13 protein-coding genes and 3 pseudogenes are annotated in these 23888 nt (G+C 61.2%); 6 read left to right on the plus strand and 10 right to left on the minus strand.

Features of this window, described 5'->3' with window-relative positions; genetic code table 11:
* Nucleotides 1-46: 46 nt before the first annotated feature.
* From mscK to GJU48_RS25570, 4 genes and pseudogenes are all read right to left on the minus strand, one after another.
* Nucleotides 47-3385, minus strand: coding sequence for a mechanosensitive channel MscK (gene mscK / locus GJU48_RS02060; RefSeq protein ID WP_094949259.1), 3339 nt, complete (start codon nt 3383-3385; stop codon nt 47-49).
* Between the two features lie 58 nt (nt 3386-3443).
* The gene (locus tag GJU48_RS02065; protein ID WP_094949258.1) at nt 3444-5186 is read right to left on the minus strand and encodes a potassium/proton antiporter; all 1743 of its coding nucleotides are present in this window, start codon (nt 5184-5186) and stop codon (nt 3444-3446) included.
* 229 nt (nt 5187-5415) lie between these two features.
* On the minus strand, nt 5416-6288 hold the full coding sequence (locus GJU48_RS25565) for a methyl-accepting chemotaxis protein (protein WP_371923444.1): 873 nt from the start codon (nt 6286-6288) through the stop codon (nt 5416-5418).
* Between the two features lie 30 nt (nt 6289-6318).
* Nucleotides 6319-7095, minus strand: a pseudogene (locus GJU48_RS25570) (MCP four helix bundle domain-containing protein); the annotation flags it as partial.
* Between the two features lie 224 nt (nt 7096-7319).
* On the opposite strand from GJU48_RS25570, the gene GJU48_RS02075 reads away from it, so the two are divergent.
* Both GJU48_RS02075 and GJU48_RS02080 read left to right on the plus strand, forming a co-directional pair.
* On the plus strand, nt 7320-7550 hold the full coding sequence (locus GJU48_RS02075) for a hypothetical protein (RefSeq protein ID WP_038844376.1): 231 nt from the start codon (nt 7320-7322) through the stop codon (nt 7548-7550).
* Nucleotides 7547-7840, plus strand: coding sequence for a cell division protein ZapA (locus tag GJU48_RS02080; RefSeq protein ID WP_094949256.1), 294 nt, complete (start codon nt 7547-7549; stop codon nt 7838-7840). Before GJU48_RS02075 ends, GJU48_RS02080 begins: the two co-directional genes overlap by 4 nt.
* Nucleotides 7841-7843: 3 nt before the next feature.
* On the opposite strand, the gene GJU48_RS02085 is transcribed toward GJU48_RS02080, so the two are convergent.
* Nucleotides 7844-9646, minus strand: coding sequence for an acyl-CoA dehydrogenase (locus tag GJU48_RS02085; protein ID WP_094949255.1), 1803 nt, complete (start codon nt 9644-9646; stop codon nt 7844-7846).
* 221 nt (nt 9647-9867) lie between these two features.
* Nucleotides 9868-13821, minus strand: coding sequence for a trifunctional transcriptional regulator/proline dehydrogenase/L-glutamate gamma-semialdehyde dehydrogenase (gene putA, locus GJU48_RS02090; protein WP_094949254.1), 3954 nt, complete (start codon nt 13819-13821; stop codon nt 9868-9870).
* Nucleotides 13822-14282: 461 nt separating this feature from the next.
* On the opposite strand from putA, the gene putP reads away from it, so the two are divergent.
* Nucleotides 14283-15767 (plus strand): sodium/proline symporter PutP, encoded by a 1485-nt coding sequence (gene putP, locus GJU48_RS02095; protein WP_094949253.1) that lies wholly within the window; start codon nt 14283-14285, stop codon nt 15765-15767.
* Between the two features lie 77 nt (nt 15768-15844).
* Here putP and GJU48_RS02100 read toward each other — a convergent pair.
* Nucleotides 15845-16012, minus strand: a pseudogene (locus tag GJU48_RS02100) (DUF2165 family protein); the annotation flags it as partial.
* Between the two features lie 6 nt (nt 16013-16018).
* Here GJU48_RS02100 and tssI point away from each other — a divergent pair.
* Both tssI and GJU48_RS02110 read left to right on the plus strand, forming a co-directional pair.
* Nucleotides 16019-17296 (plus strand): annotated as a pseudogene (gene tssI / locus GJU48_RS02105) (type VI secretion system tip protein TssI/VgrG); the annotation flags it as partial.
* A 15-nt stretch (nt 17297-17311) separates the two neighbouring features.
* Entirely contained in the window at nt 17312-18037 is a 726-nt protein-coding gene (locus GJU48_RS02110) for a DUF4123 domain-containing protein (protein ID WP_094949250.1), read from the plus strand.
* On the opposite strand, the gene GJU48_RS02115 is transcribed toward GJU48_RS02110, so the two are convergent.
* Nucleotides 18023-19300: an O-acetylhomoserine aminocarboxypropyltransferase/cysteine synthase family protein gene (locus GJU48_RS02115; RefSeq protein WP_094949249.1), complete on the minus strand. Its 1278-nt coding sequence runs from the start codon at nt 19298-19300 to the stop codon at nt 18023-18025. The two genes, GJU48_RS02110 and GJU48_RS02115, sit on opposite strands and share 15 nt — an antisense overlap.
* A 250-nt stretch (nt 19301-19550) precedes the next feature.
* Between GJU48_RS02115 and GJU48_RS02120 the strand changes: the two genes are divergently transcribed.
* Entirely contained in the window at nt 19551-20387 is an 837-nt protein-coding gene (locus GJU48_RS02120) for a 23S rRNA (adenine(2030)-N(6))-methyltransferase RlmJ (RefSeq protein ID WP_094949248.1), read from the plus strand.
* A 67-nt stretch (nt 20388-20454) separates the two neighbouring features.
* Here GJU48_RS02120 and msrA read toward each other — a convergent pair whose 3' ends face one another.
* Together msrA and GJU48_RS02130 are read right to left on the minus strand one after the other, a co-directional pair.
* Nucleotides 20455-21102 carry a peptide-methionine (S)-S-oxide reductase MsrA gene (gene msrA / locus GJU48_RS02125; protein WP_094949247.1) on the minus strand — a complete coding sequence of 216 codons (648 nt, stop codon included), beginning with the start codon at nt 21100-21102 and terminating at the stop codon, nt 20455-20457.
* Nucleotides 21103-21173: 71 nt separating this feature from the next.
* A complete protein-coding gene (locus GJU48_RS02130; RefSeq protein WP_094949246.1) occupies nt 21174-23867 on the minus strand; it encodes a putative bifunctional diguanylate cyclase/phosphodiesterase in 2694 nt (897 codons plus the stop codon).
* Nucleotides 23868-23888 lie beyond the last annotated feature (21 nt).

Consider the following 23888-nt stretch of genomic DNA (forward strand, 5'->3'; position numbering starts at 1 on the left):
GCCATCTCCAGCAGAATGTCCGAGCATTCTGCTGGGGATAGGCGCGTTAGTCGAGTTTGCTCGGCGGCGGTTCTTGCGCGCTTCCGTCATTGGCGGGCTTGGCCGGGGTGTCGACTTCCACCAGTTTGTATTCCTGGCCGTGGAGGTTCTTGAGGTAGACCTCCATCTGGCGGAACGAGATGTTGATGTGGTGGGTCTTGAACTCGCGGTTGATAAAGCGGTTCACCTCGTCGATCACCGGGTTACGGTCACCGAGGTCGCGCACGTGCATACGCAGTTCGTGGTCGAGGGTGCTTTCGCCGAAGTTGAGGAAGTACACATGGGGTTCCGGCTCTTTCAGCACGCGTGGATTTTCTCGCGCGGCCTTGAGTAGCAATTCCTTCACCAGGTCCAGGTCGGAGCCGTAGTCCACGCCCAGTTTCAGGGTGACCCGGGTGATGGTGTCGGTCAGCGACCAGTTGATCAACTGGCCGGTGATGAAGGTCTTGTTCGGGACAATGATGTCCTTGCGGTCGAAGTCGGTGATGGTGGTGGCGCGGATGCGGATCTTGCTGACCGTGCCCGACAGGTTGCCGATGGTGATGGTGTCGCCGATACGCACCGGGCGTTCGAACAGGATCATGATGCCGGAGATAAAGTTGGCAAAGATCTCCTGCAATCCGAAGCCCAACCCCACCGTCAAGCCTGCCGCCAGCCATTGCAATTTGTCCCAGCTCACGCCGAGCGTGGACAAGGCGGACACGAAGCCGATGCCGGCAATCATGTACGACAGCAAGGTGGTGGTTGCATACGCGCTGCCTTGGGCCAAATCCAGCTTGGACAACACCAGTACTTCGAGCAAGCCGGGCAAGTTGCGCGCCAGGGCAACGGTTATGCCGACGATGATCGACGCTCCCAGCAAGTCGCCGATACTGATCGGCACCATGCTGATATTGGCGCCGGTGCCGCTGGAGTATTCGTAAAGGGTGATGTTGTCCAGGTAGGAGAACACGGTGATCAGGTCTTTCCACACCCAATACAGCGCCGCGATGAAACCGCCGAGCAAGGCCAGGCGGATCAGGCGCATGGACTGTTCGTTGACCTGCTCGATGTCCAGGGTCGGCTCTTCGATCACCGCTTCGCCATCACCGGCTTCCTTGGCCGCCTGGCGCTTGGCCAGGGCGCGCGCGTAGGCCAGGCGCCGTGCGGCAACGCCCAGGCCACGCACGAAGGTGGCTTCGATTACCAGCCAGAACATCAGCAGGTACAGGGTGTTGATCAAGCGGTCGCTGAGTTTGAGCGCGGTGTAGTAGTAGCCAAAGCACACCGCGATGAACAGGGCGACGGGCAGGGCGGTAAACATCAGGCCCATGGCTTTACGAAACAGTGAGGCTTTTTCGTGGGTCGGGCTGTGCAGCAGCAGGCGGCCCAGCAGCCAGGCCATCAGTGCGTAGCAGGTCAGCACCACGGCGATGCCCAGCACGTCGTCGGCCAGCGCCGCCGGTTGGTGCTCGGCGATTGCCACCACGGCCACCAGGGCCAGTACCACCAGCCCGAGCTTGCGCACCCAGCCTTGGAGGAATTGGACCTGGGTTTTTTCCCAGCGGAAGTGCAGTTCCGCCACGCCGCCCTGTGCGAGGATGCGGTAAGCGGTGTAGAACACCAACCATGCCTGGGCGATTTGCAGCAGGGCCGAGCCCAGGTTGGCGTTTTGCCCACGGGCGTCGATTTGCAACGCGTAGCCGCACAGCGCCAGGCCCAGGGAGACCGGCATCGCCAGCAAGATATTGATCAGGATAGCCTGCGGCGTGTGCCATTGGCTGTCGCGCTTGAAGTGGCCGATGTCCAGATGGACCTTGTTCAGCCGTTGGTACAGCGCTTTGCGCCGCCACAACAGGGCACCGATCAGCAGCAGCAATGGCAGGAACAGCAGCGGGCGCTGGGTCAGGCCGTCATACAGTTCGCTGACGCTGGAGGCCCATGGCAGGGTGGTGACTTGCTTGCTCAGGTGCGCCGGTACGGTTTCCAGCCACTCGGTGTCCAGCGGCTTGTTGCTGGGGATCCAGAACATTTGCTCGTCGAGTGTCGCGCGCAGGGTGGTGGTGGTGCTGAGCAGTTGTTTTTGGTTCAGTTGCAGGGTGATGGATTCGTTCAGCAGCGCGCTCAGTTCACGGCTCAGGCGCTCCAGCAGGTCGCTACGGGTGATCGCCAGTTCCAGCAGGGTGCGGCGTAGTTGCGGGGTGACGTCATCCGGTGGCTGATTGGCCAGCAAGTTATCCACATAGGCGCTGGGGGTGTTGATTTTCTCGCGTTCCTGGTTGATCTCGAACTGGTACAGGCGAATGTTGGCGATATCGTCCGCCAGGTCGCGATCGACCCTGAGGCTTGGCAGTGCTTGTTTCTGCTTATAGAGAATCTTGGAGAGCAGCAGGCTGCCCTTGAGCACGTTGATCTGCTCGTCCAGCGCCGAGTCGCTTTGGGTCACGGTGTCCAGTTGCTGCTTGGTCTGCAGGTTTTTCTGGGTCAGGTCGTTGAGGCGGTCGGTGCTTCTGAGCAGGTAGTCGGACAGCTTCAGGTTGGCTGCGCTTTCGGTGGCCAGCAGGCTGCTGCCGCCAGCTTTCTGCGCTTCGATGGACTGTTGGGTAACGGTCTGCTGGGACTGGGCCAAGCGTTTCTGGTTGATCAGGGTTTGCAGGTCCTGGATTTCCTGCTCCAGGCGGCTGGTTTTCTCCGTCGCCAGGTCGCGCTGGCTGTTGCCTAGATCTTGCAGTTGGCTGTTGCCCGCCAGTTCCTGGCGGCGCAGAGGAATCAAGGCGTTGAGGGCGGCCAGTTCGGCGTTCAATACGTTGCGCTGGTCGCCAGTGAGGGGCTTGCCGTTATCTTTGCCCGCCTTGAGGATCGAATTGATCTGCTGGATGCGGGTCTGGCTGCTGCTGATTTCAGTCTGGGCGCGTTCGGGGCGGGTCTGGGCGGCGATAGACATGCTGTTGGCGTCAGACATGTATTTTTGCAGGTCGCCTTGCTGTGTCGTGCGCTGCACCAGTAATTGCTCAAGCTGCGGCACCGGCAGGGTGGCATAGCGTTGCGTCACTGGGATGATTTTAGTGGCCTTGAGCCTGGCCAATTCACGCTGGTTGTCGGTTGTCTGACGCGGGGCGTCTTCCAGCTGGCGCTTGAGGTCGATGAGGCGCTGTTCGTAATCCTGTTTGTTGCCCAGGTAAATCAGGGTCTGTTGCAGGATGGTTTGCAGCGCCTTCATGTCGGCGTCAGGCAGCTTGCGGTCGGGCAGCTTGTCCAGGGTTTGCTGGATGGCCTCGGCGCTGGGTGGGTCGGCGGCGTAAACGCTGCCGACACAAAGGGTCAGGCCCAGCAGGGCGGTAGCTAAAAAGGTGCGCAGAGTCGTCATGGATACCGGTCGAACAAGGTAAATAAGGTGGGGGGCGTGGCGCCAATAGCCCCGCAGTTTAGAGGAAGAGTCCAGGGCCCGGACGACTTCCTTCGGGGAATTTGACGCCGACTTTTCCGATTCTGTTCCCGTCCATGACTGCGACGGTCCACAGCGTGTTGTTCCATTCCACTTGGTCGCCCACAACCGGCGCACCGCCGACCTTCTGGGTGATGAAGCGGCTCAGTGGCATATCCGGGTCGATACCTTCGAGTTTGAGGCCGTAAAGGGCCGACACCGCGCCCAGCTGGGCGTCGCCTTCGAGGACGAAGTCGCCGAAGAAGCGCAGGTCGAGGCCGCGTTGCGGGGCCTGGCTGAACAGTTTGCCCAGGGCCGGCAAGTTGTGTTCGTGGCCGATCACGCAGAGCAAATCGTCGACTTCAAGCACCGTACTACCCGACGGATGGAGCAGTTGCTGGCCACGGAACAGCGCGGCGATGCGCGTGCCTTCGGGCATTTTCAGTTCGCGCAGGGCTGCGCCGATGCACCATTTTTCCGCGCCCAAGCGGTAGACGAATAGCTCCCACTCGCTCGTGACGTGGACTTCCAGGGCCGCGCGGGAGATCGGCGCAGGGTCCGGCGGTACGGTCACTTTCAGCAGCTTGGCTACCCACGGCAGGCTCGTGCCCTGCACCAGCAGCGAGACCAGCACGATAAAGAACGCCAGGTTGAAGTACAGCTGCGCGTGGGGCAGGCCGGCCATCAGCGGGAACACCGCCAGAATGATCGGCACCGCGCCGCGCAGGCCTACCCAGGCGATAAAGGCTTTTTCGCGACCGTGGAACGCCTTGAACGGCAGCAGGCCGACCATCACCGACAGCGGCCGCGCAAACAGGATCATCCACAGTGCCAGGCCCAACGCCGGCAGGGCGATGGGCAGCAAGTCATGGGGCGTGACCAGCAGGCCGAGTACCAAGAACATGCCGATCTGTGCCAGCCAGGCCATGCCGTCGAGCATATGCAAAATGCCATGACGGCTGCGCACCGGGCGGTTGCCGATCACCAGGCCGCACAGGTACACGGCGAGGAAGCCGCTGCCGTGCAAGGCGTTGGTCAGGGCGAACACCACCAGGCCGCCGGCGATTACCAGAATCGGATACAGGCCGGTGGCCAGGTTGATGCGGTTGACCATCTGCAGCATCAGCCAGCCGCCGCCCAAGCCGACGATGCCGCCGATGCCGAATTCGCGGATCAGGTGGGTCAGCAGGCTCCAGTGCAGGCCGGTCTGGCCTGTGGCGAGCATGTCGATCAGGGTGACAGTGAGAAACACCGCCATCGGGTCGTTGCTGCCGGATTCGATTTCCAGGCTGGCGGTGACCCGCTCGTTCAGGCCCTTGCCGCCCAGCAGTGAGAACACGGCGGCGGCGTCGGTGGAGCCGACGATGGCGCCGATCAGCAAGCCTTGAATGATATTGAGGTCGAACAGCCAAGCGGCGGCCATGCCGGTGAGGCCGGTGGTAATCAACACCCCCACCGTGGCCAGCGACAACGCCGGCCAGAGTGCCACGCGGAAACTCGCCACCCGTGTGCGCAAACCGCCGTCTAGCAGGATGACTGCCAAGGCGAGGTTGCCCACCAGGTAGGCGGTTGGGTAGTTATCGAAGATGATGCCGCCGCCGTCGACGCCGGCGAGCATGCCCACGGCCAGGATGATCACCAGAATCGGGATACCTAAGCGCGACGAAAGAGAACTCACCAGAATGCTCGCACCCACCAGCAACGCGCCGATCAAGAACAGGCTGTTGATGGTCGTCGCATTCAAAGGCAGTACTCCAGAGCTGGGAAGACGGGGCGCAAACTGACCATGCAGTCTGCGTGCCAGCGATTCTAACCTGTTGAATTGCTGCGCTGTCAAAAAGCTTTTGTGGGAATACGCTGATCAATGTGGGAGCTGGCTTGCCTGCGATTGCGGTGTATCAGTCACTGGGGATATTGACTGTTAGATTGCTATCGCAGGCAAGCCAGCTCCCGCAAGGGGGCACCGGTGTCAGTTAAAGCCTGAACCGCCCCACCATCCCATTCAAATCCACCGCCAGGCGCGACAGCTCACTGCTCGCCGTACTCGTCTGGCTGGCGCCCGTCGCCGACTGCACCGACAAGTCACGAATATTCACCAGGTTACGGTCCACTTCGCGCGCCACCTGCGCCTGCTCTTCCGCCGCGCTGGCGATGACCAGGTTGCGCTCGTTGATCTCCACAATCGCGGTGTTGATGGTATCCAGTGACATCCCGGCGCCTTTGGCGATGTTCAGCGTCGATTCCGCGCGCTCGGTGCTGTTGCGCATCGAATCCACCGCATGCTCGGTGCCGGTCTGAATGCTGCCGATCATCCGCTCGATCTCGCTGGTCGACTGCTGGGTGCGATGGGCCAACGCCCGCACTTCATCGGCTACCACGGCAAACCCACGGCCGGCTTCACCGGCCCGCGCGGCTTCAATCGCCGCGTTCAGGGCCAACAGGTTGGTCTGGTCGGCCAAGCCGCGAATCACGTCCAGCACTTTGCCGATGTCGCGCGATTCATTCGCCAGGTCGCCAATCAGCGTAGCGGTGGCTTGCACGTCGCCGCTCATGCGTTCGATGGCGCTGACGGTTTCCTGCACCAAGTCACGGCCGTCACCGGCGGAGGTGGTGGCGGCGCGCGAGGCTTCGGAGGTGCTCACGGCATTGCGCGCAACTTCTTCGACGGCGCTGGTCATCTCGTTGACGGCGGTGGCGGCTTGTTCGATTTCGTTGTTTTGCTGGGTCAGGCCACGGGCGCTTTCGTCGGTGACGGCGTTCAGCTCTTCGGCGGCGGACGCCAACTGGGTAGCGGAACCGGCAATGCGTTGCAGGGTGTCGCGCAGCTTGTCCTGCATCTTGGCCATGGCAGCCAGCAGGCGGCCGGCTTCGTCGTTGCCGTCGACCTTTATCGGGCGCGTCAGGTTGCCCTCGGCGACTTCTTCAGCCGCTTCCAGGGCTTGGGCGATCGGCAAGGTGATGCTGCGGGTCAGCAACCAGGCGAACAGCAACGTCAGCGCCGTGGCAACGATCAGCAGGCCCACCACCAGCTTAAAGGCCATGTCGTATTGGTCTTTGGCTTGCTGGTTGCTGGCGTTGGCCATCGCGTTATTGATGTCCAGCAGGCGCGTCAGCACCGCGTTGACTTGCTCGGAGTTGCTCAGCAGTTCGGTGTTGAGCATGGTGCGCAGCTCGTCGATCTGGTTGGCGCGGGACAAGCTCTTCATGCGCTCTTCGATCTGGTGGTACTGGCCGAGCAAACGCACGTATTCGTCATAGGCGGCGCGTTCTTCGCTGCTCTCGATGACTTTTTCGTAGACGCCCTGGGCGGTGCGGATCTGCTGGTTGCGCAGTTCGAAGGCTTCCAGGGTCTTTTGCTGCACGTCCGGCTCGCGGTTGGTCAGCAAGCGGTACGACAACACCCGCAGGCGCAGGGTCAGCTGGGTGAATTCGTCGAGGGCGCGAATGCTTGGCACGCTGGACTGGGCGATGTCTTCCGTTGCCGCACGGATCTTGCTCATTTGGTTCAGGGCAAACACACCGAGAAACAACATGAGTGCACCAATAAACGCAAAGCCGAGGAAAGCCCTCGGAGCGATATTCATATTACGAAGAGACATGCTGGAATCCTGGGGAGAAGCGCGATCCGTGCGGCCACGAGACGGGGTGTGCATCTGCTATCGGCCATGCGACTAAAGTCTTAAGGGCGCGCGCGTTTTTATTGCATCTGACGAGGGGTTGGGGGGGATTCAGGAACCAGATGGGGTAAATGCAGTCACTAAGGGTCGAAAGCGCGGCCCGGCCCTTAAAAAACGGGCTGCCGGCCTGGGATAACCCTGGCTTCCGAGGTGAATTTTCTTTATCGTCACCGCCCTTTTAAAAAGCCCGAGAAATCAAAATGTTAGAAGCATCCCTCAGCCAATTGGAACAACTGGTCAGCGACCTGGTACAGCAAAATCAGGACCTGCTGGGCAGCAACGAATCCCTCAAGGCGGAACTGGCCCGTGCCAAGGACGAAAACGACAGCCTGCAACTGAACCTGATGGAGCAGGAAGAAAAGCATGGCGCCACCGCCGCGCGCATCCAGGCACTGGTTGAGCGTGTGAGCGCAGGTCCTGTCGGCGCATGAATGAAGGGATAAAGGTCGTTTCGATTCTCGGAGAGGATTACTCGATCAAGGCGCCGGACGGGGAAGATCAAACCCTGATGCACGCCGTGACCATGCTCAAGGCTTCCCTGGCCACCACCAAGAAAAAGTACCCGACGCTGATCGGTGACAAGTTATTGGTACTGGCCGCGCTGAACCTGTGCGCCGAGCAGATCGAAATGCAAAAGCAGCACCAGCAGGAACTCGACCGTTACCAAGAGCAAGTCAGCGCCACGGTCGACGTCATCGCCAAGGCTATCGGCCAGCCTTAGCGGTTAGAACCACGCATCCTGCATCCCCAGGCACGTGTCATCGCGTGCCTCCAGAATCGCCAGTTCATGATGGCAGCTCGGCACTTCCCAGGTCAGGAAGTACCGAGCGGCCTGGAGCTTGCCTTTATAGAAGGCAACATCGGCCGCATTGCCCTTGGCCAAGCCTTCCTCAGCGCGAATCGCCTGCTCCAGCCAGCGCCAGCCAATCACCGTGTGCCCGAACACCTTCAAGTACAGTGCCGAATTCGCCAGGCTGCTGTTGATCTTGCCTTGGGCGAGGTCGGTCAGCAGGCCAATCGTCACGCTTTGCAGGCGGTTAACTAACTGTTCCAGGGGGTCGCGCAGCGCCGTGAGTGACGGGTACTGCTGCGCCCGCGCGCCGGTTTCTGCGATCAGGCGGATCAGTTGCTTGAGGCCCGCGCCGCCGTTCTGGGCGAGCTTGCGCCCGAGCAAATCCAGGGACTGGATACCGTGGGTGCCTTCGTGGATCGGGTTCAGGCGGTTGTCGCGGTAGTACTGCTCCACTGGGTATTCGCGGGTGTAGCCGTGGCCGCCGAGGATCTGGATTGCCAGTTCGTTGGCCTTCAAACAGAACTCCGACGGCCAGGATTTGACGATCGGTGTGAGCAAGTCGAGCAGTTCGTGAGCTTGCTTGCGCGCGGTGTCGGTTTCCAGGGTGGTGGTGTCATCGAACAGCCGCGCGGCGTACAGGCCGAGGTCGAAGGCGCCTTCCACATAGGCCTTCTGCGTCAGCAGCATGCGCTTGATATCGGCGTGCTGAATGATCGAGACCGGCGCGGTGCTGGGGTCTTTGCTGTCGGGCAGGCGACCTTGCGGGCGTTCGCGGGCGTATTCCAGTGAGTACAGGTAGCCGGCGTAACCCAGCATCACTGCGCCCATGCCGACGCCGATGCGCGCCTCGTTCATCATCTGGAACATGCAGCTCAGGCCCTGGTGCGGTTTGCCCACCAGATAGCCGACGCAGTTACCGTTATCGCCGAAGTTAAGTGCCGTGGACGTGGTGCCGCGCCAGCCCATCTTATGAAACAGCCCGGCCAGCAGCACGTCGTTGCGCGCGCCCAGGCTGCCATCGTCGTTGACCAGGAACTTGGGCACGATAAACAGCGAAATGCCCTTCACCCCGGCCGGCGCGTCCGGCAACTTGGCCAGCACCATGTGCACGATGTTTTCCGACAGCGGATGGTCGCCACCGGAAATGAAGATTTTGTTGCCCTTGAGGCGATAAGTGCCGTCAGCCGCCGGCTCTGCCCGTGTACGAATATCCGACAGCGACGAGCCTGCATGTGGCTCGGTCAGGGCCATGGTGCCGAAGAAGCGGCCCTCGATCATCGGCTGCAGGAAGCGCTGTTTCTGCTCCTCGGTGCCGAAGCTTTCAATCAGGTTGGCGGCGCCCATGGTCAGGAACGGATAGGAAGTGGACGCTGCGTTCGCTGACTGGAAATGCGCGAAACAGGCCTGGGACAGCAGGGTGGGCAGTTGCATGCCACCGGCTTCGAAACTGCGCGCGGCGTTGAGAAAGCCGGCTTCGAGGAACGCGTCCACGGCAGGTTTGACGTCTGGGATCAGGATCGCCTTGCCGTCTTCATAGCGCGGTTCGTTTTCGTCGTTCTTGCGGTTATGCGGCGCGAAGTACTTTTCGGCAATGTTGCGCGCCGTGCTGATGGCGGCATCGAAGGTCTCGCGGTTGTGCTCGGCAAACCGCTCGCGCTGAGTCAGGCCCTCGGCATCGAGGACTTCGTACAGCTCGAAAGCCAGATTGCGGGAACTGAGCAGCGTCTCGGACATGGCGGATTACCTTTTAGGGAATGGCCTGAGTCTAAGCGTGCGAATAGAGGCTGGATAGCAAGATTGATTTGCGTGATGGAGAGGCAGAACAGCGGCGGGGGATTTGAAATGCGGTCAAATGTGGGGGCGGGTGCTCGCGAAAGCGGTGGATCAGTCAATGCATCTGCATGCATCTGGCGACTGACACTCCGCTTTCGCGAGCAAGCCCGCTCCCACATTAGTTAGCCAATGGTCATCAGGCTGGCGTTGCCACCCGCCGCAGCGGTGTTAACACTCAACGCACGCTCGATCACCAGGCGCTCCAGCGCAATCGCCGTTTCACCCTGCGACAAACCATGCACCCCAACAATCGCTCCGCCACGCTGTGCCACTTGCTGGCACACCGCACGCAGTTGGTCGGAGTCGCCGTGGTGCAGGACTGCGTCGAACACCACTTCGTCCTTGGTCCAATCGGGCACGCGCTTGATCTTCGCCTGAATTTCCTTCGGCAGGCGTGGGAACACTGCCTTGGTCAGGTCAGTTTCCGGCCATACCGCCGAACCGCCGACGGCCAACACTGCTGCCAGTTGCGTCAGCAAGTCACCTTCCACTTCCGCCAGGCACAGCACGTGCTCGCGGGGCAGGATGGCGTAACTGTTGCGCTCGCCGGTCGGGCCGGCCAGTTGGCGGGTGATACCGCTTTGCGATTGCGCGGCGAACTGATTGCACAGGGCGCTCAGGTCGCTGAACTTGTTGCTGTCGGCCCAGGTTTTCAGGGCGGTCAGCGGTTGGCTCATGGCATCACGCAGACGCACGTCCGGTGCGGTCAGCTTGTCGCCACGTACGAAGGATTGCTCGATCGCATCGGTAGGACGAGTCGACAGCAGACGGTACAGGTACAACGGCCCACCGGCTTTCGGGCCAGTGCCCGACAGGCCTTCGCCGCCGAATGGCTGCACGCCGACCACGGCGCCGACGATGTTGCGGTTCACGTAGACGTTACCTGCATGCACGTTGTCGATCACCTTGGCGATGGTCTCATCGATGCGGGTGTGCACGCCCAGGGTCAGGCCGTAGCCAGAAGCATTGATCTGCGAAATAAGCTGGTCGATCTCTTTACGCTTGTAACGCACCACGTGCAGCACGGGTCCGAAGATCTCGCGTTGCAGTTCGTCGAAGCTTTCCAGCTCGATCAGGGTTGGCATCACGAAGGTGCCGCGCTTGATCTCTTCGCCGTCGGCAATTGCCACTTGGTACACATTGCGGCCTTTGTCGCGCATGGCCTGGATGTGTTTCTCGATGCCGGCCTTGGCTTCGGCGTCGATTACCGGGCCGATGTCCACCGACAGGCGCTCCGGGTTGCCCAGGCGGCATTCAGCCATGGCGCCTTTGAGCATTTCGATCACGCGGTCTGCCGAATCTTCCTGCAGGCACAGGACGCGCAGGGCCGAGCAGCGTTGGCCGGCGCTGTCGAAAGCCGACGAGACAACGTCTATCACGACTTGCTCGGTCAGCGCCGAAGAGTCGACGATCATCGCGTTCTGGCCGCCGGTTTCGGCGATCAGCGGAATCGGACGGCCCTGGGCATCCAGACGACCGGCGACGCTGCGTTGCAGCAGGCGCGCGACTTCGGTGGAGCCGGTGAACATCACGCCTTTGACGCGATCATCACCGACCAGGCGCGCACCCACGCTTTCGCCCTGGCCAGGCAGCAGTTGCAGTACGCCTTCCGGAATACCGGCTTCGAGCAAAATGCGTACGGCTTGTGCCGCCACCAGCGGGGTTTGCTCGGCAGGCTTGGCCAATACCGGGTTGCCGGCCGCCAGTGCCGCAGCGACTTGGCCACTGAAAATGGCCAGCGGGAAGTTCCACGGGCTGATGCAGACCACCGGGCCCAGTGGGCGGTGGGCATCGTTGGTGAAGTCGTTGCGTGCCTGCACCGCGTAGTAACGCAGGAAATCCACGGCTTCGCGCACTTCGGCGATGGCGTTGGCGAAGGTCTTGCCGGCTTCGCGGGCCAGCAGGCCCATCAGCGGCTGGATCTCGCCTTCCATCAAGTCGGCGGCGCGCTCCAGGATCGCGGCGCGCTCGGCGGGCGGGGTGGCCTGCCAGATCGGGCCAGCGTTGATGGCGCACTGGATAGCATTGTCGACGTCTTCGACGGTGGCTTCCTGTACGTGGCCGACCACGTCACGCAGGTCGGACGGGTTCAGCACCGGCGCAGCCGCTTCATTGCTGGACGCGCAGCCCAGCATCGGCGCAGCTTTCCAGTCGTTATGGGCGGTGGCCAGCAAGGCGCAGGACAACGACGCCAAGCGGTGTTCGTTAGCCAAGTCGATACCGGCCGAGTTGGCGCGGTCGCTGCCATACAGGTCACGCGGCAGCGGAATACGCGGGTGCGGCAGGCCGAAGCCGCCTTCCAGCGTGGCCATCTGCTCGATGTTGGCCACTGGGTCGGCCACCAGCTCCTGAATCGAGATGGTGTGGTCGGCGATGCGGTTAACGAACGAGGTGTTGGCGCCGTTTTCCAGCAGGCGACGCACCAAGTACGCCAGCAGTGTTTCGTGGGTGCCGACCGGTGCGTACACGCGGCACGGACGGTTCAGCTTGCCATCGGAAACCTTGCCCACAACTTGCTCATACAGCGGTTCACCCATGCCGTGCAGGCATTGGAACTCGTACTGGCCGGGGTAATAGTTCTGGCCGGCGATATGGTAAATGGCCGACAGCGTGTGGGCGTTGTGCGTGGCGAACTGCGGGTAGATGACTTCCGGCACTGACAGCAGTTTGCGTGCACAGGCGATGTAGGAAACGTCGGTGTACACCTTGCGGGTGTAGACCGGGTAGCCTTCCAGGCCTTCGACTTGGGCGCGCTTGATTTCGCTGTCCCAGTACGCGCCTTTTACCAGGCGGATCATCAGGCGATGGCGGCTGCGGCGCGCCAGGTCGATGACGTAGTCGATCACATACGGGCAACGCTTCTGGTAAGCCTGGATCACGAAACCGATGCCGTTCCAGCCGGTCAGTTGTGGCTCGAAGCACAGGCGTTCGAGCAGGTCGAGCGACAGCTCCAGGCGGTCGGCTTCTTCGGCGTCGATGTTCAGGCCGATGTCGTACTGCTTGGCCAGCAAGGTCAGGGACAGCAGGCGCGGGTACAACTCGTCCATCACGCGCTCGTACTGGGCGCGGCTGTAACGCGGGTGCAGTGCCGAGAGCTTGATGGAAATGCCCGGGCCTTCATAAATCCCACGGCCGTGGGAAGCTTTGCCGATGGAATGAATGGCTTGTTCATACGAGGCCAGGTACTTCTGGGCATCGTGTTCGGTCAGCGCGGCTTCACCGAGCATGTCGTAGGAGTAGCGGAAGCCCTTGGCTTCGAACTTGCTCGCATTGGCCAGGGCTTCGGCGATGGTTTCGCCGGTGACGAACTGCTCGCCCATCAGGCGCATGGCCATGTCGACGCCCTTGCGGATCATCGGTTCGCCGCTCTTGCCGATGATGCGGCTCAGGGACGAGGTCAAGCCCGCTTCGTTGTGGGTGGCGACCAGTTTGCCGGTCAGCAGCAGGCCCCAGGTAGCGGCGTTGACGAACAGCGACGGGCTGTTGCCCAGGTGCGGCTGCCAGTTGCCGGTGCTGATCTTGTCGCGGATCAGCGCGTCGCGGGTGCCTTTGTCCGGGATGCGCAGCAGCGCTTCGGCCAGGCACATCAGTGCCACGCCTTCCTGGGACGACAGGGAAAATTCTTGCAGCAGGCCCTGAACAATCCCGGCACGGCCGCCGGCGCTCTTCTGATTGCGCAGCTTCTCGGCAATCGAGGCGGCCAGCTTGTTGGTGGCCTCGGCCATCTGTTGCGGCAGGCGGGCCTGCTCAATCAGCATCGGCACCACTTCCGGCTCGGGGCGACGGTAGGCGGCGGTGATCGAGGCGCGCAGTACGGATTGCGGCAAGATGCTTTCGGCGAACTCCAGGAAGCACTGGTGGGCGTGGTCCGACTGGACTTCGCCTGCGTCTTCAGCGTCCTTGCTGCCCGAGCCGTTGAGCTCGGTCAGGGTTGCACCACCCTCGAGTTTCTCCAGGTAATTGAAAATCGCCTGCTTGATCAGCCAGTGCGGCGTGCGATCAATGGAGGTCGCGGCCGCCTTGAGGCGTTCGCGGGTCGGGTCGTCGAGTTTGACCCCAAGGGTGGTCGTAGCCATCTTTTTATCCTCATGGGTGCCACTACTGCGTGGCATCTGCTGGCGGCAAGATTAGCTTTGCGCATCCAGAGGTGCAACCGGGTGCAACCCAAATTGTTCAGGAAATTTTCGATCGTGATCGGGAAAAAATTCGGCCTTCGACCGAATCCGCTCCACAGTGGTGCATTTGCTTCTGACATTGGCTGTTCTTGCTCCGAAAAGGAGCAAAAAACCGCTGTTTTAGTCAAAACACGCATGGGTGCAACTTATTCTCAAGAAACTGGTTGCACCTTATTTACTTTGTTGAATAGCATTCGTGCCCAAGGTGCAACCACCTGAAGGGTTCGGTTCATCGGCTGGCGGCTTTCCTGGGGAAACGTCAGTCATAAATGCGCGGCACGTCGTTTCGTCTACCCGTTTATCCACGGGTGGCCGTCTGACAGACCGTCGCTACATAAAAACAATGCCAGGGCGTCACTCTTATGAGCGTTAGCAATCCCACCCTGATCACGTTTGTGATCTACATCGCAGCAATGGTGCTGATCGGCTTAATGGCCTATCGCTCCACCAACAACCTCTCCGATTACATCCTCGGCGGTCGCAGCCTTGGTAGCGTGGTCACCGCCTTGTCGGCCGGTGCTTCCGACATGAGCGGCTGGTTGTTGATGGGCCTGCCGGGCGCTATCTACATGTCCGGCCTGTCGGAAAGCTGGATCGCCATCGGCCTGATCGTCGGCGCTTACCTGAACTGGTTGTTCGTGGCCGGCCGCCTGCGGGTGCAGACCGAGCACAACGGCGACGCCCTGACGCTGCCGGATTACTTCTCCAGCCGCTTCGAAGATAAAAGCGGCCTGCTGCGGATTATCTCTGCGGTGGTGATTCTGGTGTTCTTCACCATTTACTGCGCTTCCGGCATCGTCGCCGGCGCCCGTCTGTTTGAAAGCACCTTCGGCATGTCCTACGAGACCGCGCTGTGGGCTGGTGCTGCTGCGACGATTGCCTACACCTTTGTCGGTGGTTTCCTGGCAGTTAGTTGGACAGATACCGTACAAGCCACGCTGATGATCTTCGCGCTGATCCTGACGCCAATCATCGTGCTGCTGGCCACCGGTGGCATTGACACCACCTTCCTGGCGATCGAAGCCAAGAACCCCGACAACTTCAACATGCTGAAAAACACCAGCTTCATCGGCATCATCTCGCTGATGGGCTGGGGCCTGGGCTACTTCGGCCAGCCGCACATCCTCGCGCGTTTCATGGCGGCGGATTCGGTGAAGTCGATCGCCAAGGCACGTCGCATCTCCATGACCTGGATGATCCTGTGCCTGGGCGGCACCGTGGCAGTGGGCTTCTTCGGCATCGCTTACTTCTCGGCGCACCCGGAAGTGGCTGGCCCGGTCAATGAGAACCACGAACGTGTGTTCATCGAGCTGGCCAAGCTGCTGTTCAACCCGTGGATTGCCGGCGTGTTGCTGTCCGCGATCCTGGCAGCGGTGATGAGCACCCTGAGCTGCCAACTGCTGGTGTGCTCCAGCGCGCTGACCGAAGACTTCTACAAAACCTTCCTGCGCAAAAACGCCTCCCAGGTTGAACTGGTGTGGGTCGGCCGCGCGATGGTGCTGTTGGTGGCCCTGATCGCCATCGCCATGGCAGCCAACCCGAACAACCGTGTACTCGGCCTGGTGAGCTACGCCTGGGCCGGTTTCGGCGCTGCGTTCGGTCCTGTGGTGCTGATCTCGGTGATCTGGAAACAGATGACCCGCAACGGCGCCCTGGCCGGCATCCTGGTCGGCGCGGTCACCGTGATCGTGTGGAAGCACTTCGAGTTGCTGGGCTTGTACGAAATCATCCCAGGCTTCATCTTCGCCAGCCTGGCGATCTACTTCGTCAGCAAGCTGGGCGCACCGACTGCCGGTATGGTCGAGCGCTTTGATGCTGCGGAAAAAGACTACAACCTCAACAAGTGATTCGTCGGGTGCTGAGCGCCCGCTGAATTGAAAAAAGGCCCGCGTCCTAAGGATGGCGGGCCTTTTTTATGGGCGGTTCAGTCGGTATCCGGCTGATTAAGAAAAATCTGCACACCCAGAATCGCCATGTAGAACTTGAACGCCGCTTCCTGGCCATTCCACTGATGGGATTGCCACATCAGAAACCATTCGCCGCCCACCACCATAAAACCAAAAAACCACACCAAAAAGCCGAGCGCGAGGCCGGTGGTCCCGCCCTGGTCGAACAGCGCTACCCTGGGCACTTTGCTGATCGTGAGCATGGTAAGTACCTGGCGCAACGCCTGTTGGAGCGTCACCGCAGCGATTATCGCCAGGCCAGCGGTTTTAGCGACCAGCCGGCCTTGGTTACCGGGCAGTTCTTGAAAATGGCCGGGCACCCTCGTCAGGAATGGAATGATTTGTGGTTGGTAACCCAATTGCACCATTCAGGGCATCAGCCTCAAGTGTTGGAGGAGTCTGTCCCCGAAGACGATGGCGATGAATCACCTCCGGGCTACAGAAATGAATTTGTTATCACCCCTTGGGACGTGCCATTTCGAACGCCCCTGATCCTGTCGCGGCCGCAAATATCCGGTTACCAAAGCGCGGTGGTCACAGGGCCTGCCGACAGTGAGATCCATTGCGACGAATACGGCCGGGTCAAAGTACAGATGGCCTGGGACCGCGACGGCGAGCACAACGACCATTCCAGTTGTTGGCTGCGAGTCGCCAGCGCTTGGGCCCATGACCGTTATGGTTCGGTGCTGATCCCCAGGGTCGGCATGGAGGTGCTGGTAGGCTTCGTGAATGGCGACATAGACATGCCGTTGGTGATGGGCTGCCTGCCCAACGCGGCGAACCCTGTGCCCCTCGACCTGCCGGCAGACAAGACCCGCAGCATCTTGCGCAGCCACAGCAGCCCGGGGGGTGGTGGCTACAACGAGCTGCGCATTGAAGACCGCAAGGGCGCTGAGGAAATCTACCTGCGCGCCCAGCGGGATTGGACCCAGCACGTCTTGAATGACCAACAGGTGCAGGTCGATAACCAGCGCCGGGTGACGGTGGGCGGCGAGTCGCACCATGAGCTTCAAGGCGAAGAGCAACGCATTACCCACGGCAACCGCCTGACCGAGCTCAAGCAGGATGATCATCTGGTGGTCGGTGGTTCGCAGCAGGTGCGGGCAGGGCGGGCCATTCAGATCGGAGCAGGGCAAAGCATTGTTATCGACGCCGGCGCCAGCGTGACGATCCAGGCGGGAGGGCAGTCGATCACGCTTTCGGCGAGCGGCATATTCAGCAGCGTGCCGATTCAGCTTGGCGGCGTGCCGGCTGCCGCCGCTGCGCCGTTAATGCCGGGCATCAAGGAAAAGCTGCTGGCGGTTATTCCCGCCCTGCTCAGCCGCGTGCAAGTAGCCAGCCTGAAACGCAGTGCACCGTTTTGCGAAGAGTGTGAGCGCTGCAAGAACGGTCAGTGTGATATTGCCGAACATCTCCAGGCTCGACCTTAAAAGGAGTTAACCCTTATGCCTCAGCCTTTGGAACCTCGTGCCTGGCTGGACCAATACCCTTTGCTCGCCAATGAGCAGATTTTCGCCGTGCTGGGCAGTGCCAGCGACGCCAAGCCGTTTACCGCTTGGCAAGCGAAGGCAGGTGCAATGCCGCCCCAGCCAATCTGGGCAGGCACGGCCTATGCGCAGTGGAATGAGGTGATGCCTTACGTTGGCATCATCGAGCCAGGCAGCCCCTTCCTCGACTGGATCGCAACCACCGAAGCAACGGATTGGGGGTGGTTGGCAGTGTCGTCCAGCCCGCTGGAAACAGTGGTCGCGCATCTGCAAAGCCTGACCAAGGTGTTGCTGCCCGAGGGCCAGGACGTGTTTTTGCGCTTTTGGGATGGCGGCCAATTTCTGCCGATTGTGCAGAAATTGGGCGACGAGGCGGGGATGGTGTTGCCGGTATTTCAGCGTTACCTGATCAACCGCCAACCGCTGACGGTTGCGACAGGCCCGGTGGTTGCCGCCAAAACCAGCCCATGGTGGCGCGTGCCCGCCGTGGTGTTGGAGCATCTGGCCGCGCAATCACCCCAGGTGTTGATCAATAACCTGCTGCAATGGCTCGAAGAACAACGCCCCGACCTGTACACCGCCTTCAAGCCTGTGACCTTGCAGCACAAGGTCGCCTACTTCGTGCGCGGGGCGGATGTCAGTCATGGGGCGCTGGCTGACTATTTGACCTCAGAGTTGAGTTGAACCCAGCGCCTGCTGCAGATCCTCGATCAAGTCTTCAATTGCCTCGATGCCTACCGACAGGCGAATCATTTCGGGCTTCACGCCGGCCTTGGCCTGCTCCTGCTCATTCATCTGCCGATGGGTGGTGGACGCCGGATGGCAGGCCAGGGATTTGGCATCACCAATGTTCACCAGGCGTTTGAAGATTTGCAGGGCGTCGTAGAAGCGTACTCCGGCGTCGTAACCACCCTTGAGGCCAAAGGACAGAATCGCTGACGGTTTGCCCTGCATGTATTTCTGTGCCAATGCGTGGTGCGGGTGATCCGGCAGCCCGGCATAGCTGACCCATTCCACCTCGACGTGGCCTTGCAGAAACTGCGCAACCTTCAGCGCGTTTTCAGTATGGCGCTCCATGCGCAGGGCCAGGGTTTCCAGGCCTTGCAGCAATAGGAAGGCATTCATCGGTGCGAGGGCTGCGCCGGTGTTGCGCAGTGGCACGGTGCGGGCACGGGCGATAAAGGCGGCGGGGCCGAATTTATCGGTGTAGACCACGCCGTGATAGGCCGGCTCGGGGGTGTTGAGACCGGGGAATTTCTCTGGGTACTTCGTCCAGGGGAAGGTGCCGCTGTCGACGATGACGCCGCCCAGGGAGTTGCCGTGGCCGCCGACGTATTTGGTCACGGAGTGCACCACAATGTCGGCGCCGAACTGGATAGGTTTGCACAGGATTGGCGTTGCCACGGTGTTGTCTACCATCAGTGGTACGCCGCGTGCGTGGGCGACATCGGCCAGGGCTTCGATGTCGATGATGTTGCCTGCGGGGTTACCGATGCTTTCGCAGTAGACCAGCTTGGTGTTGTCATCGATCAATTCGGCGATGGCCTCGGCGCAGTCGTCGCGGGCGAAGCGCACATCGACGCCAAAGCTTGGCAACAGGTGCGCGAACAGGGTGTAGGTGCCGCCGTAGAGCTGCGGCGTGGTGACGATATTGTCACCCGCGCGGGTCAGCGTCTGGATCGCGTAATGGATCGCGGCGCTGCCAGCTGATACGGCTAGGGCGGCGATACCGCCTTCAAGGGCGGCAATGCGCTGCTCCAGCACGTCGTTGGTGGGGTTCATGATGCGTGTGTAGATATTACCGGGCACGTCCAGGTTGAACAGGTCGGCGCCGTGCTGGGCGTTGTCGAATTCGAAGGCGACGTTCTGGTAGATCGGCACGGCGACGGCCTTGGTGGTCGGGTCGGATTTGAAGCCGTGGTGCAGTGCAATGGTGGCGTCTTTCATGATTGTTATTGACCTCCTTGGTTTCCTTGAGCGCCCTGTACACGGTGGGCGCTGGCTTGCCTGCGATAGCATCACCGCGGTGCAAGGGTAATACCGCGTCGCCTGCCTCGCGGGCAAGCCCGTTCCCACAGGGGCGATTAGACTGTTTTCGGCGGTGTGCCTGCGGTTATGACATAAGCACCGGCCGACACGCAGCCCTGCACCTTTGCCCCGGTAGAAGGTAAACTTCGCCCCCTGCGCAGGAGCAACCATGAATTATCGTCACGCCTTTCACGCCGGCAACCACGCCGATGTCTTCAAACACCTGACCTTGACCCGCCTCATCGCCCTGATGACGCGCAAGGAGCAGCCGTTCGCCTACCTCGACACCCACGCCGGGATCGGGCTGTACGACTTACAAGGTGATCAGGCCAACCGCACCGGTGAATACCTGGAAGGCATCGCCCGCCTGTGGGGCGCGAGCGACTTGCCGCCGTTGACCGCCGACTACATGCGCGTGCTGCACGAGATGAACCCGGACGGCCAGTTGCGCTATTACCCGGGCTCGCCGGAACTGGCGCGCCGCCTCACGCGGCCCCAGGACCGTGTGTTGCTCAACGAAAAGCACCCGGAAGATGGTGTGCTGCTCAAGGACAACATGAAGGGTGATCGCCGGGTCAAAGTGCACCTGGGCGAAGGCTGGCATGTGCCGCGCGCCCTGCTACCAGTGCCGGAAAAACGCGCGCTGATGCTGATCGATCCGCCGTTTGAGCAACTGGACGAGATGCAGCGCTGCGCAGCGTCCCTCAAGGAAGCCGTCAGCCGCATGCGCCAGACAGTCGCGGCGATTTGGTACCCGGTGAAAGACCAGCGCATGTTGCGCCGCTTCTATCAGGACCTGGCCGGCACCGGTGCGCCGAAGTTGTTGCGGGTGGAGTTGCTGGTGCATCCGCTGGACACGCCCAACACCCTGACCGGCTCGGGCCTGGCGATTGCCAACCCGCCGTGGGGGCTGGAGGAGGAGTTGCGTGAGCTGCTGCCGTGGTTGTCCAAGAAGCTTGGGCAGACCCAGGGTGGGTGGCAGATGGATTGGCTCATCGCTGAGTAATTAGTCGCCTGTCAGGACGCCATCGCGGGCAATCCATGGAACGGGCTTGCCCGCGATGCTGTTTGCGTCAGATCGGGCAGGTCACGCCCGTGCCGCCGATCCCGCAGTACCCCTGCGGGTTCTTCGCCAGGTACTGCTGGTGATACGCCTCGGCGAAGTACACCGTCGGTGCTTCTTCAATTTCTGTGGTGATGGTGCCCAGGCCAGCCTTGGTCAGCTCACCCTGATACGCCTCGGCGCTGGCCTTGGCCGCCTCCAGATGCTCAGGTTTCACCGCGTAGATCACCGAACGGTACTGGCTGCCGATGTCGTTGCCCTGGCGCATGCCCTGGGTCGGGTTGTGCAACTCCCAAAACATTTTCAGCAGCTCTTCGTAGCTGATCTTGTCTTGGTCAAACACTACCAGTACCACTTCGCTATGGCCGGTCAGGCCCGAGCAAACTTCTTCGTAGGTCGGGTTCGGCGTGTAGCCGCCGGCATAACCGACCACGGTGCTGACTACGCCGTCGCGCTGCCAAAACTTGCGCTCCGCGCCCCAGAAGCAACCCAGGCCGAATATCGCGAACTCTACGTTGTCGACAAAGGGGCCGAGCAGCGGGTTGCCGTTGACGAAATGCGTTTGCGGCAGATTCATCGGGGTTTCACGGCCAGGCAAAGCTTGTTCTTGAGTAGGCAACACGTTTTTGTTCACCAGAATTTCCGAGCGCAAGACCATGATCAGTCCTCTCAGTCAGATTGAGTTATGTATTAAGAAGACACTCAGTGTGCCCGAGTGTTACAGCGCTGTCAGGCGATTGGCCCGCGCGGGTAGCGTTTAAGCTTCTCGAGCAGCTCTGCACCGGGGATCGGCCGGTCAAACAAATAGCCCTGGCCCACATCACAACGATGCCGACGCAGGAAGGCTAACTGTTCGGCGGTCTCGACGCCTTCGGCCACCACCTTGAGCTTGAGGTTGTGAGCCATGGCGATCACCGCCGAGGTGATTTCCATGTCGTCCTGGTTGTCCGGGATTTCGTGGATAAAGCTGCGGTCGATCTTGATGATGTCGATGGGGAATTTTTTCAAGTAACTCAGCGACGAGTAACCGGTGCCGAAGTCGTCCATGGCCAGGGTCAGGCCAAAGCTTTTGAGCTGGTCGAGCTGCAAGCGCGTGTCTTCGGTGGCTTCCAGCAGCAAGCCTTCGGTCAATTCCAGCTCCAGCAGGTTGGCCGGCAGCTGTTCTTCCTTGAGGATGGTGGCAATTGAGGCCACCAGATCCGGGTCGGAAAACTGCTTGGGCGACAGGTTGATCGCCACCTGCAAGTTGCCCATGCCCGCGGCGGTCAACTGCCGGCTCATGCGGCAGGCCTGGCGCGCGATCCACTTACCGATAGGGATGATCAGCCCAGTCTCTTCCGCCACGCTGATGAACTGGTCGGGGCGAATCATGCCCTTTTCCGGGTGGTTCCAACGCAACAACGCTTCCATGCCCAGCAGGCGGCCGCTGCGCAGGCACAGTTTGGGCTGGTAGAACACGTCCAGCTCGTTCTGGGTCAGGGCGCGGCGCAGGTTGTTTTCCACGAACAGTTTGTAACTGGCCTCGGCGTTCAGGGCTTCGGTGAACACCTGCACTTGGTGTTTGCCGTTGGCCTTGGCTTTGTGCAGCGCCAGCCCGGCGTTACGCATCAGGGTTTGCGGGTCGCGGCCGTGTAATGGCGCGCACGCCAGGCCCACGGAGCCGGTGACGCTGATTAGCTGGTTATCGACGAACATCGGCTTGTCGAGGGTGGCCAGCAGCTGGCTGGCAACCTGCTGGCCAGTCTCAAGATCAGTGTCGTCGAGCAACACCGCGAACTCGTTACTGGCAAACCGCGCCAAGCTGCCACTGGCGCTCAGGCTGTTGCGCAGGCGGCGTGCCAGGCTGATCAGCAGCTTGTCGCCGGTCTGGTGGCCGAGGCTGTCGTTGATCCGCTTGAAGTTGTCGATGTCCACCAGCAACAGGCTGATCGGGCTGTCGCTGTCGCGGGCAAAGCGCTCATCCAGGTTGCGGATAAACGCCGGGCGATTGCCCAGGTTGGTCAGGTTGTCGGTGTAGGCCAGGCGCTCGATGCGCTGCTGGGCCAGCTTGGTCTGGGTGATGTCTTCGTAGATGCCGATGTAGTGGGTCAACTCACGGTTGTCGCCATACACCTTGGAAATCGACAGCTGGCCCCAGTAGGGTTCGAGGTTCTTGCGCCGGCTCTTGAACTCGCCCTGCCAGCTATTGCTCTTGGCCAGGCTCGACGGCGCATCGAAGAGCAACTCGCTGAGGTTCTCCAGCGCCGGCAGTTGCGCCAGGCGGTGGCCGTGGACTTCTTCGGCGCTGTATTGGGTGATCGCGGTAAAGCTGGGGTTGACGTACTCCACCACGCCGTCGCAATTGACCAGCAAAAAGGCGTTGGCACTTTGCTCCACGGCACGCTGAAACAGGTGCAGGGCGCTGGTGGCGGTGCGCCGGTTGTGGTTGTTGATCACTTGCGCGAATTGGTCCGCCAGCTCACCGGCAAAGGCGATTTCATCGGTCTGCCATGCGCGGGGGCTGCCGCTTTGTTCCAGGCACAACACGCCAATGACCTGGCCATCGACGCGGATGCTCGCGTCGAGCATCGCGTATATATCCTTAGCGCGCAGGCTCTCGGCCATTTCCCGGGTGCGCGGGTCGCGCATCGCATGGGTGGCGTCGATGGCGCGGCTCGAGTGCAGGGCTTCCAGGTAGTCCGGGAAGCCGCTGGCGTCGATCGCTTCCGGCAAATGGTGTTGTTGGTCGGCGCGGTGGTAGGCCGAGATCGGCACCAGGCGCTGGCCTTCGAGGTTCCAGATGCTCGCGCAATCGATCTGGTAGATGTCGCACGCGCTGCGGGTGATCAGCTCGGCGGCTTCCTGCAGCGAGTTAGGCGTGGTGTAGCGCTGGCGCGCGAGCAGCAGAATCAGCTCCTGTTGGGCGCGCACGCGTTCCAGGTGCTGCAACTGTTCCAGCTGGGCGCGCTGGTTGAGCTCCAGGGCGATCTGCAGGCGGCTGTTCTGGTTTTCCAGGTCTGCGGTCGGGGCGGCGGCGGGGATTTCGCTGAACAGCCCGTCGACCACCATCAGGTAGCCGCGCAGCAGGTGGCGATTGTGTTGTTTGTAGGCCTCGCCCATTTCCAGCAGGCTCAGGGGGCCGTCGTTGGTGTGCAAGGTGTAGCGCACCAGGTAGTGCGGGCTCTGGGTCAGTTGTTGCTGGATGGCGTCGTGCAGTTGGTAGCGCGCCTGCGGTTCCATCAGGCTGGCGTAGGGTGTGCCGAGCAAGGCACACAGCTCAACCGCCGGCAGGCCGAATTGGCGCTCGCAATTGGGGTCGAGGTACAAGAGGGCCCAGCTTGCCTCATTAAGCCGCTCGAAACGCAGCATGCCGAGGCGCGAAGGCACCGGTAACTGCGTCACTACCTCGGCCGCCATACGGGCGACATCGGGTTGGCTTTTCATGGGGGAACTCGCTTGGAAAAA

The organism is Pseudomonas sp. IB20, assembly GCF_009707325.1.
Taxonomy (GTDB): Bacteria; Pseudomonadota; Gammaproteobacteria; order Pseudomonadales; family Pseudomonadaceae; genus Aquipseudomonas.

What these genes read in the sequence shown, in the direction of transcription:
- GJU48_RS02130 (WP_094949246.1), bottom strand. Translation starts at nt 23,867, where the DNA reads ATGAAAAGCCAACCCGATGTCGCCCGTATGGCGGCCGAGGTAGTGACG.
- GJU48_RS02080 (WP_094949256.1), top strand. Translation starts at nt 7,547, where the DNA reads ATGAATGAAGGGATAAAGGTCGTTTCGATTCTCGGAGAGGATTACTCG.
- mscK (WP_094949259.1), bottom strand. Translation starts at nt 3,385, where the DNA reads ATGACGACTCTGCGCACCTTTTTAGCTACCGCCCTGCTGGGCCTGACC.
- GJU48_RS02085 (WP_094949255.1), bottom strand. Translation starts at nt 9,646, where the DNA reads ATGTCCGAGACGCTGCTCAGTTCCCGCAATCTGGCTTTCGAGCTGTAC.
- GJU48_RS02075 (WP_038844376.1), top strand. Translation starts at nt 7,320, where the DNA reads ATGTTAGAAGCATCCCTCAGCCAATTGGAACAACTGGTCAGCGACCTG.
- GJU48_RS02115 (WP_094949249.1), bottom strand. Translation starts at nt 19,300, where the DNA reads ATGAAAGACGCCACCATTGCACTGCACCACGGCTTCAAATCCGACCCG.
- GJU48_RS02110 (WP_094949250.1), top strand. Translation starts at nt 17,312, where the DNA reads ATGCCTCAGCCTTTGGAACCTCGTGCCTGGCTGGACCAATACCCTTTG.
- msrA (WP_094949247.1), bottom strand. Translation starts at nt 21,102, where the DNA reads ATGGTCTTGCGCTCGGAAATTCTGGTGAACAAAAACGTGTTGCCTACT.
- GJU48_RS25565 (WP_371923444.1), bottom strand. Translation starts at nt 6,288, where the DNA reads ATGGCCAAGATGCAGGACAAGCTGCGCGACACCCTGCAACGCATTGCC.
- putA (WP_094949254.1), bottom strand. Translation starts at nt 13,821, where the DNA reads ATGGCTACGACCACCCTTGGGGTCAAACTCGACGACCCGACCCGCGAA.
- GJU48_RS02120 (WP_094949248.1), top strand. Translation starts at nt 19,551, where the DNA reads ATGAATTATCGTCACGCCTTTCACGCCGGCAACCACGCCGATGTCTTC.
- putP (WP_094949253.1), top strand. Translation starts at nt 14,283, where the DNA reads ATGAGCGTTAGCAATCCCACCCTGATCACGTTTGTGATCTACATCGCA.